A 12852-nucleotide genomic window follows, 5' to 3' on the forward strand; every position below is an offset into this window, starting at 1 on the left:
CGATGAGAGGACGCTATATAAAGTACTATTATATGTAAATAGCAAAATGTATGACTGAGCCAGCGGTCCGTTGCGGACAAAAATCGCTGATCTTTCAGTTGATTACCCGCCAATTGGCCGTGTGCTAACCGGCCCGCGCGACGATGAACACTGCCTTGCCCTTGCCCGGCTGCCATTGGTGCTCGATGGAGAATCCGGCGCTGGTCAGGCTCCGGACCAGGTCGGTTGTGGTCATCACATCGAGCTGCGGCAGCAGGCCCAGTGCCTTGCCGATGGGCGCGATGAGCTTGAATGCGCCCATCGTGTCGCCAAGACAGGTCGTGCTGCTGACGAAAAGTCCGCCGGGCTTGAGCATCCGAAACACTTTGGCGATGACCGCATCCTTGTCGGCCAGCAGATGCAATATGCTCATCCCCAGGATCACATCGAAACTGCCGTCGGGCGCATTGAAGCTGGTGATATCAGCGCGCTCGAAACTCACGTTCTCGACGCCCGCCGCCGCGGCCTTGGCACGCGCAATAGCCAGCATGGACTCGGAAAAATCGATGGCCCTAATATGCCGCACATAGGGCGCATGGAGAATGGCCGTGCCGCCGGTGCCGCAGCCGAATTCCAGCAGGTCCATATCCGGCCGCAGGTAGCCCCGCGTTACCTCCAGCTTGGTCTGGTAGGCAGCCTCGTCGGCAATCGGCTGCCGCGCATAGCTGTCGGCCAGCCTGTCCCAGAATCTGTCTTCGCCCATCGCGCTGCCTCATGGTTTCGCGGCAAATTAGCAAGTCGCCACTCACAACGAAATCGCAGAAATCCGCCTGGCTAAATCGGTCGGCGGGCGGTGCTCCTGCGGGCAACCACACGCGGCTGCACCACGAAATGCTCGGCGGTCTTGCGGCCGGCGATGCGCTCCAGCAGCAGGCGCGCCGCATTGCGGCCGATCTCCCTGCCCGACTGGTCGATGCTGGTGAGATCATTCTGCGTATAGCCGCAGGGCGGGGAATTGTCGTAGCCGATGACGCCGACATCCTCGGGCACGCGCAGGCCGAGCAGGCGCACCGCGCTCAGCACTTCGAGCGCATAATAATCGGCCCAGCCGAAAATGGCGTCGGGCGGATTGGGCCCTTCGAGCAACCGGCGCACCGTGGCCGTGACATTGTCGATATCGTCCGCCGCGGGCGCGATGCGAATGGCATCGTCATCGAAACCGGCCGCGCGCATGGCCGCGATGAAGCCGGCTTCGCGGCGCTGGGACACGTCGGCCTGGCCCAGATCGGCCCGGCGCAGGGTGATCATGGCCGGCCGCTTGTAGCCCTGGGCCAGCAGGTGCTCGACCACAAGGGCGCCGCCGCGCTCGTCATCATTATTGGCCGAATCGAACAGCGTCGCCTGCGGCGCATGATGGCCGATCACGGCGATGGCCGCCTCGCGGGCCGTCGCTTCCACCTCGGCATTGGTCAGGCGCTGGCCGATCATGATCAGCCCGTCCATGCGGCGATCGACCATGGCATGCACGATGGCTTCCTCGGTGGTGGTGGAGCCATGGCCGATGCCGAACAGGGGCACATATTGCGTGCCCGCCAGGCCATCGTCGATGCCGTCGATGAGCTGGGGGAAGAACGGGTTCCGCACATCGGCCAGCAGCACGCCGATCGTATAGGTCTGGCCGCGCATGCCGCGGGCCGCCGTATGCGGGCGATAGCCCAGTTTGGCCATCGATGCGCGCACCTTGGCCTGCATGATGTCGCTGACGCCATAGGCGTCGCGCAGCACCTTGGACACGGCGGCCACGGACACGCCGGCATCCTCGGCCACCTCCCTGATGGTGACGCGTCCACTCGCGCGGCCTGACGCCGTCCTGTCCATGCGCTGCTGTCCCCAGATGCCGGGATTCGGCCTGTCGCCAGCCTTATCACACGGCGTTTCAAAAAGACCATTGCCAAGCCGATTAATTTGTAGAACGATACACGTAGAACATTCTACAGACGAGCGTGCAGCTCGCGGCTTTTTGATAGGGAGGATCGGCGTGAACGACGCATTGGCACCGTCTGCATCGGCGCAGGGCACTATTTCCGGGCGCAACTGGTCCGCCCAGATGGTGCGGCCGCTGGCCGACAACGGCGTCGAAACGCCGGCCAGTTTTCTCGCCAAGTCGTTCACGCTCGACAGCGTCGGCGGCAGCGAAGTGCTCTACATCTCCGCGCTCGGGCTCTATCGCTGCTTTATCAATGGCAAGCGCGTGGGCAACGATCTGCTGACGCCGGGCTGGACCAGCTATGATGTCCGGCTGAGCTACCAGACCTATGCCGTGGGCGACCTCTTGGTGCCGGGCGAGAACCGGATCGAAATCTGGCTGGCCGATGGCTGGCTGCGCTCGCAGATGATGTGGGGCAAGGCCCCGATCTTCAACACCTGGGGCAGCGAAATCGCCGCCATTGCCGAATTGCGCTCTGGTAAGGACGATGGCGCGCCCTTGCTGGTGACCGATGCAAGCTGGGAAAGCGGCGAACTGCCGGTACGCAAGTCGGGCATCTATTTCGGCGAAATCTACGATGCCCGTGTGACGCCGAAAGTCTCGGCCGGCAGCGCCATCCTGCCCTTCGACACAAGCAAGCTCGTTGCTCATGAGACGACGCCGGTCCGCGAGCTTACCCCCCTCCCCGTGGTCAAGAGCCGGGCCGATGCCGAGGGCCGCACGGTCTATGATTTCGGCCAGAACAGCGGCGGCTATGTCGCCTTCGATGTGATCGGCGAGGCTGGCGCCACGGTCATCGTGGAACATGCCGAAGTGCTCAACGAGCATGGCGAATTCTACAACGTCAATTTCCGCACCGCCGCGGCGCGGCTGGAATATACGCTGGCCGGCAATGGCACCGAACACTACCGGCCCTATTTCACCTTCCAGGGTTTCCGCTATGCCCGCGTGACCATCACCGGCGCGGCAAAGCTCGACAGCATCGTTTCGGTGCCGATCAGCTCGGTTACCGCGGTCAAGGCCGCCTTCACCTCGGGCAATGACCTGGTCAACCGGCTGGTGCTCAACACCGTCTGGTCGCAGCGCGCCAATTTCATCGAAGTGCCCACCGATTGCCCGCAGCGCGATGAGCGGCTGGGCTGGACCGGCGATGCGCAGGTCTTTGCCGGCACCGCCGCCTATTTCGGCGAGGTGCAGGGCTTCTTCCACAAATGGATGCGCGACCTGATGGCCGACCAGCGTCCGGATGGCGCCGTGCCCCACGTCGTGCCCGACCCGACCAAGCTCAACCCCAGGGATTATCCGGGCTTCTACGGCAGCACCGGCTGGGGCGACGCGGTGGCCGTCATCCCGTGGCAGCTCTACCTGCACTATGGCGACACGGCGGTCCTCGGCGAAGCGCTGCCGGCCATGGTCAAATGGGTCGACTTCGTCTGGTCGATCAGCGATGGCCCGGTGGTGTCGCCACCGCGCGAATGGGGCGGGCGCGGCTTTTCCTTCGGTGACTGGTTGCAGCCGGGAGGCCCTTCGGCCAAGCCGCTGCCCACCATCGGCGACGATGCCGCCGCCACCATCTATCTCTTCATCACGTCCACCCTGGTCGCCCGCATCGCCCGCGTCACCGGCAATACCGAGATCGCCACCCGCCTCGAAAAGATGGCCGCCGAGGTCAAGGCGGCCTTCGCCCGCGAATTCATCACGCCTTCCGGACGGCTGGCCTATGACGACCAGACCTCCTATGCGCTGGCGTTCCTGCATGACCTCATTCCCGAGGACAGGCGCGAGGCGGCCAAGCGCTATTTCAAGGCGACTATCGCCCGCGCCGACGGCCGCATCGGCACCGGCTTTATCGGCACCCCGGCTCTGCTGCCGGCCCTGGTCAAGATCGGGGAAATCGGCCTTGCCGCCGATGTGTTCCTGCAGGAGGAAGTCCCCGGCTGGCTCTATCAGGTCAAGATGGGCGCTACCACGATCTGGGAGCGCTGGGACGCCATCCAGGCCGATGGCTCCATCTATAATCCGCAGATGAATTCCTACAATCACTACGCCTATGGCGCCGTGTGCCAGTGGCTGCTCGAAGGCGTCGCCGGCTTCCGGCCGGACGAGACCGAGCCCGGTTTCACCACCATCATCTTCGAGCCGACCATCATCGGCGACCTGTCGCCGGTCAAGGCGAGCCATGCCAGTCCGCGGGGTGAAATCCGCGCCGAGTGGACCACCGAGGGCGACAAGGTGCGCTACGAGGTCGAGGTGCCCGCCGGCTCGCGCGGCCTGCTGCGTCTCAATCCCGACTATCGCAATGGACAGGTCGATGGTGCCGCCTGGGACGGCAAGGGCGACTACACCCTCGCGTCTGGCACGCACACGATCAGCTTCACCTACACACCGGTCGCGCGGAAAGCGCGCGCCGAACACAGCATCAATGCCCGCACGCCCTGATCGAACAGGCGGCGGCTTGGACTGCCCGCATGGTGCGGGCGCAATGGGAGAGAGACCAATGACCAAGACTTCCCGCAGGATTGCCCTGGCCGGCCTGTCCGCAGGCCTCATGGCAATGACGGCGCTGACGGGCGCAGCCTATGCGCAGAGCATCAACCTCACCTATCTCATCCCCAGCGGCGCCGATGGCGTGGCGGTGGCCGAAGAGTTGGTGAAGTCGTTCGAGGCAGCCAACCCGGATATCAATATCGACATCGAAACCCGCCCCGGCGGCTCGGAAGGCGACAACCTCGTCAAGACGCGGCTGGCCACATCAAGCATGGCCGATATCTTCCGCTACAATTCGGGCTCGCTGTTCCAGGCCATCAACCCGGCCCAGTTCCTGGTCGACCTGACCAACGAACCCTGGCAGGCCGACGTCCAGGCCTCGTTCAAGCAGGTGGTGACGGCGCCCGATGGCACCGTGCGCGGTGCGCCGATGGGCGCGGCGATGGGCGGCGGCATCTATTACAACAAGGCGATCTATGAGGAACTGGGGCTTTCCATCCCCAAGACCTGGGCCGAGTTCATGGCCAATAACGAGAAGATCAAGGCTGCCGGCAAGGTCGCCGTGATCCAGACCTATGGCGACACCTGGACCAGCCAGCTGTTCGTGCTGGCTGATTACTACAACGTCTCGGCCAAGGACCCGAGCTTTGCCAGCCGCTACACCGCGGGCGAGGCCAAGTTCGCCACCGACGAAGCGGCCCTGCGCGGCTTCGAGAAGCTGCAGGAAGCCCATGACGCGGGCTTATTCAACGAGGATTTCGGCGCCGCCAAATATGATGACGGCATCCGCATGGTGGCGGCCGGCGAAGGCGCGCATTATCCCATGCTGACCTTTGCCACCACGGCCATCGCCGCGTCCTATCCCGACATGCTCGACAATGTCGGCTTCTTCGCCCAGCCCGGCGACGATGCCAGCCTCAATGGCCTGACGGTCTGGATGCCCGATGGCATCTATATTCCCACCACCACCTCGAACCTGGACGCAGCCAAGAAGTTCGTGGCCTTCGTCGCCAGCGTCGAGGGTTGCGAAGCCCAGACCCGGGCCGGTGGCGCTTCGGGCCCCTATCTGGTCAATGGCTGCACCCTGCCCGATGACGTGCCGCCGGCTGTCAGCGACATGCTGCCCTATTTCGCCGAAGGCGGGCAGAACGGGCCGGCGCTCGAATTCCTGTCCCCCATCAAGGGTCCGGCACTCGAGCAGATCACGGTCGAAGTCGGTTCGGGCATCCGCCCGGCGGCCGATGGCGCCGCGCTTTATGACGAGGACGTGCGCAAGCAGGCCCAGCAGCTTGGCCTCCCGGGCTGGTAAGCTCTTGCACATGGGCGGCTTCGGGTGCCTGGTCTCACCCGGAGCCGCCATCTTCCCGAGGAGAGGTATATGGCCGTGATGACTGAGACCGGAGTGGCCGGCGCCGCTCCCCTTCCGGCCATGAAGCGCCGCTCGCCCTATCCCGGCTGGTTCTTCCTGCCCGCCGCCATCATTTACGGCATACTGTTCCTGCTGCCGACCGTGGCATCGCTCTATTTCAGCCTCACCCGCTGGAACCTCTTCAGCTCCACCTTCATCGGCTTCGACAATTTCGCGCAATTCCTGCGCGAGCCCTTCCTCATCAAGGGGCTCATCAACACCGTGATCTATGCGTTGGTGACGTCGGGGCTCAAGGTCGTGCTTGGCCTGCTGCTGGCCGTGCTGCTCACCAGCCAGATCAGGGCGCGAGGCTATCTGCGCTCGGTGGTCTTCTTTCCGGTGCTGGTGTCGACCGTCGGCGTCGGCATCACCTTCACCGTGCTGATGCACCCGACCCAGGGCATGATCAACGAAGGCCTGGCGCTGCTCGGCATCAAGGGACCGGGCTGGCTGGTCGATCCCAATCTGGCGCTGTTCTCGGTGGCCCTGGTCGATGTGTGGAAAGGGGTGGGCCTTGCCACCGTCATCTACATTGCCGGCATCGTCGCCATCCCCAAGGACTATTACGAGGCCGCGCGCATCGATGGCGCCACTTCGTTCCAGAATTTCCTCTACATCACCCTGCCGCTTTGCCGGCCGGCGACGGTCACTGTCATCATCCTCAGCTTCATCGGCGGGTTGCGGACCTTCGATCTCATCTGGGCCATGACGCGCGGCGGACCGGGCTTTGCCTCCGATACCGTCGCCTCCGTCATCTACAAGCAGTATCAGGCCGGCTTCTACGGCCTCTCCACCGCCGGCAATGTGGTGCTGTTCATCCTCATCGCCGTGCTGGTCGTGCCGCTGACCATGCTGCTCAATCGCCGGGAGGGGCATGAATGAGCTATCTCCGCCGCTACTGGCTCAGCGTCGTCGCCATACTCGTCTCCGGTGTGGTGTTCCTCTTGCCCTTCGCCTTCATTGTGCTGACGGCGTTCAAGGACCAGAAGCAGTCCGCCTTGCGCGACTTCTCCTGGCCGGATGGCAATTATCTGTGGAGCAACATCGTCGAGGTGGTCACCACCCGCAACTGGATGCTGCTCACCGCCTTCATCAATTCCACCATCCTGACAGTGGCCAGCGTGACGCTGCTGGTCATCTTTGCCGCCATGGTCGGATTCGTGCTGCAGCGCCGCAAGACGCGCTTCAACGGGCTGATCGAATTCCTGATCCTGGCCGGTTTGATGATCCCGCCTGCCGTGGTCCCCACCATCTGGCTGCTGCAGGGCATCGGGCTCTTCGGCAAGCTGCATGGCATGGTGCTGATCGAGGTGGCCTATGGCCTGCCTTTCTCCATCATCCTCTACCGCGCCTTCATCGCCACCATTCCGCGCGAGCTGGACGAGGCGGCGATCATCGACGGCGCCCGGCCGTTCGACGTGTTCTTCCGGGTCATCCTGCCGCTGCTCTGGCCGGTGACGGTCACCAATATCGTGGTGCAGTCGGTGGCGGTCTTCAACGACTTCACCAACCCGCTCTACTACCTGCCGGGCAACGCCAATGCGACGGTGCAACTAACGCTCTACAATTTCCAGAGCCAGTTCCAGACGTCCTACAATCTGCTCTTCACCAATATCGCCCTCATCACCATTCCGCCCCTGCTGGTCTTCCTGTTCTTCAACCGGCAGATCGTGGCGGGCATGACCGCTGGCGCCGTCAAAGGATAGACCCATGGCAGGCCTCGAACTCAAATCCCTCCACAAGAGCTATGGCGAAGTCGAAGTCATCAAGGGCGTCGACCTCAGCGTCACCCATGGCGAATTCGTCGTCTTTGTCGGCCCCTCGGGCTGCGGCAAATCCACCTTGCTGCGCATGATTGCCGGGCTGGAGGACATAACCGGGGGCGAACTCTGGATCGCCGACAAGCTGTGCAACGCCGTCGAACCGCGCGACCGCGGTATTGCCATGGTGTTCCAGAATTACGCGCTCTATCCGCATATGACGGTCTACGACAATGTCGGTTTCGGCCTGAAACTGGCAAAGACACCCAAAGACGTGCGCGACCAGAAAATCCGCGAAGCCGCGAAAATCCTGCAGATGGAACATCTGCTCGACCGCAAACCGAGCCAGCTTTCCGGCGGCCAGCGCCAGCGCGTCGCCATCGGCCGCGCCATCGTGCGCCAGCCCGAAGTATTCCTGTTCGACGAACCGCTCTCCAATCTCGACGCCGCCCTGCGTGTCGATATGCGCATGGAGCTGGCCAAGCTGCATCAGGATCTCGGCGCCACCATGGTCTATGTCACCCATGACCAGGTCGAGGCCATGACCCTGGCCGACAAGATCGTGGTGCTCAATGGCGGCGTGGTGCAGCAGGTGGGCGCGCCTATCGAGCTCTATCAGCGCCCGGCCAATCTCTTCGTCGCCGGCTTCATCGGCTCGCCCAAGATGAACTTCATCAGCGTGACCGTGGAGTCCGTTGCTGCCGACACCGTCACCGTGGCCGGCAAGGACCTCGCCACCATGGCCATCCCGGCCGATGGCACCGGCATCAAGCCCGGCGATACCGTCACCCTCGGCATCCGCCCGCATGACCTGCTCAACCAGGCCGGCACCATTGTCGGCGAGGTGGTGCTGGTCGAGCGGCTGGGCAACGAGACCAATATCAGCCTCAAGCTGCCATCCGGCGCGTCCTGGCTGGTGGTGCTCGATGGCGACCACGACATGCGGTCCGGCCAGGGCGTGGAGCTGACCTTCGATCCCGCCCGCGCCATCATCTTCGGCGCGGACGGAGCGGCTCGGCATAAGCGGTAAAGAGCGCTTCATTCTCCCCAAAGCAATTCGCTATCGCCCCCTCCCCCTTGAGGGGAGCGTAGCGGCGCTCGGCCCGCAGGGCCGTAGCACAGCTGGGGTGGGGGTCCTTCGGTGAGCCACAAAACGACCCCCACCCTCAATCCCTCCCCTCAAGGGGGAGGGAGGCGACAGATCCGATATCTCTACCAATAATAATCAGCATACCCCCTGTGACACAGGCGGCCTTGCGCCGGCCGGCCTGCAATGCTTTACGGGCGCTTCCGCTGCGCCCGTCGGCGCGGCGCGCAGGGTTCCACATCGCATGATACGTCTCGAAAGCATCGGCAAGCAGAACGGCAAGCAGATCGTCTTCATCGAGGCGTCGGCGGTGTTGCAGAAGGGCGAGAAGATCGGCCTGGTCGGCCCCAATGGCGCCGGCAAGACCACTCTGTTCCGCATGATCACCGGCGAGGAGCAGCCCGACGAGGGCCAGGTGTCGATGGATCGCGGCATCACCATCGGCTATTTCAGCCAGGATGTCGGCGAGATGGCCGGCCGCAGCGTCGTCGCCGAAGTCATGGACGGCGCCGGCCCGGTCAGTGCGCTCATCACTGAAATGCGCGCGCTGGAAGCCGATATGGGCGACCCCGACAAAGCCGACGCGATGGACGCCATCATCGAGCGCTATGGCGAGGTGCAGCACCAGTTCGAAGAGCTGGACGGCTATTCCCTCGATGGCCGCGCCCGCGAAGTGCTTGATGGCCTCGGCTTCTCCCAGGAAATGATGGATGGCGATGTCGGCGCTCTGTCAGGCGGCTGGAAGATGCGCGTGGCCCTGGCCCGTATCCTGCTCATGCGGCCCGACGCGCTGCTGCTGGACGAGCCGAGCAACCATCTCGATCTCGAAAGCCTGATCTGGCTCGAAGCGTTCCTGCAGAACTATTCGGGCGCCCTGTTCATGACCAGCCATGACCGCGAATTCATGAACCGCATCTGCACCAAGATCGTCGAGATCGATGCCGGCTCGCTCACCACCTATTCGGGCAATTACGAATTCTACCAGCAGCAGCGCGCCATTGCCGAAAAGAACCAGCAGGCGCAGTTCGAGCGCCAGCAGGCGATGCTGGCCAAGGAGCTGGATTTCATCGCCCGCTTCAAGGCCCGCGCCAGCCACGCGGCGCAGGTGCAGAGCCGGGTGAAAAAGCTCGACAAGATCGACCGCGTCGAGCCGCCCAAGCGGCGGCAGGTGGTCGAGTTTGAATTCCGCCCTGCCCCGCGCTCGGGCGAGGACGTGGCGCAGCTCAAGGGCGTCAGCAAGAGTTATGGCAGCCGCGCCATCTATGATGGGCTCGATTTTCACGTCCGCCGCAAGGAGCGCTGGTGCATCATGGGCGTCAACGGCGCCGGCAAATCCACCCTGCTCAAGCTGATCACCGGCACGGCCGACCCCGACCAGGGCACCGTCTCGCGCGGCCCCAGCGTCAAGATGGGCTATTTCGCCCAGCACGCCATGGATGTGCTCGACGGCGACCGCACCGTGTTCGAGCAGTTGCAGGACAGTTTCCCGCAGGCCGGACAGGCCCCCTTGCGGGCACTGGCCGGCTGCTTCGGCTTTTCCGGCGACGACATCGACAAGAAGTGCCGCGTCCTGTCAGGCGGGGAAAAGGCCCGACTGGTCATGGCCATCATGCTGTTCGATCCGCCGAATTTCCTGGTGCTGGACGAGCCGACCAACCATCTCGACATCGCCACCAAGGAAATGCTGATATCGGCGCTCAGCGCCTATGAAGGCACGATGCTGTTTGTCAGCCACGACCGCCACTTCCTCGCCGCCCTCTCCAATCGCGTGCTGGAGCTGACGCCGGAAGGCGTCCACACCTATGGCGGCGGCTATACCGAATATGTGCAGAGCACCGGGCAGGAAGCGCCGGGGCTTAGGAGCTGAACGCCGGTAGCCCGGGGCTGCCACAAACCCGATCGTCACTCTCGGCCTTGACCCGAGGGGCTGAAGCTCAATCTGCTCCCACCCACAATCGCTTCCCGCGGACCTGATCCGCGGGTCACCCGCCGCTTGTGCCGGGCTGAGAGAGACCCGCGGATCAAGTCCGCGGGAAGCGGCGGCGGTTGTTGGTGCCGCCGTAACCATCAAGTCGATTGGGTATTTACCGCGCCGTGCTCTGGCGCGGCACCAGCTCGAACCCCAGATCCACCGTGCGTTCCGGCCGCTTTCCATCCATGGCCGCCAACAGCATTTCGATGGCGCGGCGACCCATGTCGTAGCGATGGGTGACGACGCTGGTGATGGATGGGCTGGCCACCGCCATCAGTTCGAGATCGTTGAAGCCGACAATGCCGAAATCCTGCGGGATGCGGATGCGGCGGCGCAGGCATTCGAACATGGTGCCCAGCGCGATATCGTCATTGTTGGCCTGCACCGCATCGGCGCCGACGCCGCGCGCCAGCAGTTCCGAGCACAGGACGGCGCCCATGGCGACCGATGACGGCTTGGTGGTGGTGACGATCAGGTCGTCATCGAACAATCCCGCCTCGTGCAGGGCGCGGGAATAGCCTTCCATGCGGCGCTGGGTGCGCGGGTCCATCTGCGCGGCGAGGAAGGCGATGCGGCGATAGCCCTTGTCCAGTAGATGCCGCGTAGCGCCATAGGCGGCCTCGACATGAGAGAAGCCGATCTGCATGTCGACCGGCTCGGGCGCCAGGTCCATGATCTGCACGATCGGGCAGTCATTGCCCTTGAGCAGCCGCGTCACTTCGCGCGTATGCTCGACACCGGTCACCAGCATGGCGGCGGGGCGCTGGCCGGAAAACAGGCGGATCAGCCCCTCTTCCTTGAGCTGGGAATAGTTGGTGGTGCCGAGCTGCACCTGGAAGCGCGTGCCTTCCACGGCGTCGTAGATACCGCGCACCACGTCGGCGAACACCGCGTTGATCACCGAGGGGATCACCACGGCGATAACGTCGGTGCGCGCCGAGGCAAGCTGGCGCGCCGCCGTGTTCGGCACATAGCCGATCTTGGCGATGGCCGCCTGCACGCGCTCGCGCAACGGCTCGGACACCGCCTCGGGGTGGCGCAATACCCGCGACACCGTGATGGCACTGACATCCGCAGCCTTGGCCACGTCCGACAATGTCGGCAGGCCGGATGTCTTTCGTTCTCGTCCCATTGCGCGGATCACACCCCCAAGCGCCTGTTGAAGAACGATTCTGCAGTCATGTCGAGTTACCTGCCGGACTTCTCCCGGCCGTAGAGCAGCAGCATGACGATGATGACGCCGCCATAGATGATCTGGCGGCCGAATTCGGCGATCTGCATCACCGAAAGGATGGATTGCAGCAGGGTGATGAGGATCACCCCGGCAATGGTGCCGAGATAATTGCCCCGCCCACCCAGGATGGAGGTGCCGCCCAGCACCACGGCGGCGATGGCCGGCAAGAGATAGGCGTCGCCCATCGATTGCGCCGCCTTGCCGGCATAGCCGGCCAGCAGCACGCCACCAAAGGCCGCGAGCCCGCCACAAAGGGCGAAGGCGATCATCACCACGCGCTGCGTCGGCACGCCGGAAAGATAGGCGGCCGCTTCCTTGTTGCCGATACCATAGATGGCGCGGCCGAATGTGGTGCGGCCGAGCAGGAACACAGCGAGAATGCCGGTAACGGCCCAGACGATGACGGCATTGGGAATGCCCATAAGGGTGCCAGCGGCAAGGTAGCGCATGGCGGGCGAGGCGCTGTCGACCGGGGCGAAGCCGCCGGTATAGGCCACCATCAGGCCCTGCGCCACGACATTGACCGCCAGGGTGACGATCATCGAGGGGATGCGCAGATAGGCAACGCCGATACCATTGACCAACCCCATCAGCACGCCGCAGAGCACGCCGAAGGGAATGGCGAGGACTTCGCCCATGGGGCCATAGGCCGTTGCCGCCGAAGCCATCATGGCGCCCAAAGTCACGGCCCAGGGCACGGAGAGGTCGATCTGGCCGAGCAGGATGACCAGCATCATGCCGGTGGCGATGACACCCAGGAAGGCGCCGACCTTGAGCTGCTGCAGCAGGTATTCCGGCGACAGGAAGTTGGGCGAATAGAGGCTGCCGATGAGCAGCAACAGGATGATGCAGCCGAAGGCCGTGGCCACCGGCAGGTCGATGCGGCTGGTCCAGTTGGGCCGGGGCGCCTTGACGGTGTCGAGTTTTTCCGTGGTCAT

General features: G+C 63.9%; 10 protein-coding genes. 6 read left to right on the plus strand and 4 right to left on the minus strand.

Translation table 11 applies throughout. The features are described 5' to 3' along the window. Nucleotides 1-124 precede the first annotated feature (124 nt). Both ASD80_RS16200 and ASD80_RS16205 read right to left on the minus strand, forming a co-directional pair. Nucleotides 125-742, minus strand: a complete 618-nt coding sequence (locus ASD80_RS16200; protein ID WP_056235076.1) for a class I SAM-dependent methyltransferase — start codon at nucleotides 740-742, stop codon at nucleotides 125-127. Nucleotides 743-813: 71 nt separating this feature from the next. Further along, a complete protein-coding gene (locus ASD80_RS16205) occupies nucleotides 814-1857 on the minus strand; it encodes a LacI family DNA-binding transcriptional regulator (protein ID WP_082555365.1) in 1044 nt (347 codons plus the stop codon). Nucleotides 1858-2086: 229 nt separating this feature from the next. On the opposite strand from ASD80_RS16205, the gene ASD80_RS16210 reads away from it, so the two are divergent. The 6 genes from ASD80_RS16210 (at nucleotide 2087) to ASD80_RS16235 (ending at nucleotide 10575) form a co-directional block, all read left to right on the plus strand. Then, nucleotides 2087-4405 (plus strand): alpha-L-rhamnosidase, encoded by a 2319-nt coding sequence (locus ASD80_RS16210; protein ID WP_056235083.1) that lies wholly within the window; start codon nucleotides 2087-2089, stop codon nucleotides 4403-4405. A 58-nt stretch (nucleotides 4406-4463) separates the two neighbouring features. Continuing rightward, nucleotides 4464-5762, plus strand: coding sequence for an ABC transporter substrate-binding protein (locus ASD80_RS16215; RefSeq protein WP_056235086.1), 1299 nt, complete (start codon nucleotides 4464-4466; stop codon nucleotides 5760-5762). Nucleotides 5763-5840: 78 nt separating this feature from the next. Then, complete coding sequence (locus ASD80_RS16220) at nucleotides 5841-6743, plus strand: carbohydrate ABC transporter permease (RefSeq protein WP_413813383.1); 903 nt, start codon at nucleotides 5841-5843, stop codon at nucleotides 6741-6743. Then, nucleotides 6740-7567: a carbohydrate ABC transporter permease gene (locus ASD80_RS16225; RefSeq protein WP_056235091.1), complete on the plus strand. Its 828-nt coding sequence runs from the start codon at nucleotides 6740-6742 to the stop codon at nucleotides 7565-7567. Before ASD80_RS16220 ends, ASD80_RS16225 begins: the two co-directional genes overlap by 4 nt. Nucleotides 7568-7571: 4 nt before the next feature. Beyond that, nucleotides 7572-8651, plus strand: coding sequence for an ABC transporter ATP-binding protein (locus tag ASD80_RS16230; RefSeq protein ID WP_056235092.1), 1080 nt, complete (start codon nucleotides 7572-7574; stop codon nucleotides 8649-8651). 301 nt (nucleotides 8652-8952) lie between these two features. After that, nucleotides 8953-10575 carry an ABC-F family ATP-binding cassette domain-containing protein gene (locus ASD80_RS16235; protein ID WP_056235095.1) on the plus strand — a complete coding sequence of 541 codons (1623 nt, stop codon included), beginning with the start codon at nucleotides 8953-8955 and terminating at the stop codon, nucleotides 10573-10575. A gap of 217 nt (nucleotides 10576-10792) precedes the next feature. Here the strand turns inward: ASD80_RS16235 and ASD80_RS16240 are convergent, their stop codons facing one another. Together ASD80_RS16240 and ASD80_RS16245 are read right to left on the minus strand one after the other, a co-directional pair. Beyond that, nucleotides 10793-11812: a LacI family DNA-binding transcriptional regulator gene (locus tag ASD80_RS16240; RefSeq protein ID WP_056235097.1), complete on the minus strand. Its 1020-nt coding sequence runs from the start codon at nucleotides 11810-11812 to the stop codon at nucleotides 10793-10795. A gap of 56 nt (nucleotides 11813-11868) precedes the next feature. Further along, nucleotides 11869-12852 carry an ABC transporter permease gene (locus ASD80_RS16245; RefSeq protein WP_056235100.1) on the minus strand — a complete coding sequence of 328 codons (984 nt, stop codon included), beginning with the start codon at nucleotides 12850-12852 and terminating at the stop codon, nucleotides 11869-11871.

This window comes from Devosia sp. Root635, from assembly GCF_001427605.1.
Taxonomy (GTDB): Bacteria; Pseudomonadota; Alphaproteobacteria; order Rhizobiales; family Devosiaceae; genus Devosia.

Excerpts from the sequence above, each read along its gene's own strand:
- ASD80_RS16200 (WP_056235076.1), bottom strand. The coding sequence starts at position 742 with ATGGGCGAAGACAGATTCTGGGACAGGCTGGCCGACAGCTATGCGCGG.
- ASD80_RS16205 (WP_082555365.1), bottom strand. The coding sequence starts at position 1,857 with ATGGACAGGACGGCGTCAGGCCGCGCGAGTGGACGCGTCACCATCAGG.
- ASD80_RS16210 (WP_056235083.1), top strand. The coding sequence starts at position 2,087 with ATGGTGCGGCCGCTGGCCGACAACGGCGTCGAAACGCCGGCCAGTTTT.
- ASD80_RS16215 (WP_056235086.1), top strand. The coding sequence starts at position 4,464 with ATGACCAAGACTTCCCGCAGGATTGCCCTGGCCGGCCTGTCCGCAGGC.
- ASD80_RS16220 (WP_413813383.1), top strand. The coding sequence starts at position 5,841 with ATGACTGAGACCGGAGTGGCCGGCGCCGCTCCCCTTCCGGCCATGAAG.
- ASD80_RS16225 (WP_056235091.1), top strand. The coding sequence starts at position 6,740 with ATGAGCTATCTCCGCCGCTACTGGCTCAGCGTCGTCGCCATACTCGTC.
- ASD80_RS16230 (WP_056235092.1), top strand. The coding sequence starts at position 7,572 with ATGGCAGGCCTCGAACTCAAATCCCTCCACAAGAGCTATGGCGAAGTC.
- ASD80_RS16235 (WP_056235095.1), top strand. The coding sequence starts at position 8,953 with ATGATACGTCTCGAAAGCATCGGCAAGCAGAACGGCAAGCAGATCGTC.
- ASD80_RS16240 (WP_056235097.1), bottom strand. The coding sequence starts at position 11,812 with ATGGGACGAGAACGAAAGACATCCGGCCTGCCGACATTGTCGGACGTG.
- ASD80_RS16245 (WP_056235100.1), bottom strand. The coding sequence starts at position 12,852 with ATGACCACGGAAAAACTCGACACCGTCAAGGCGCCCCGGCCCAACTGG.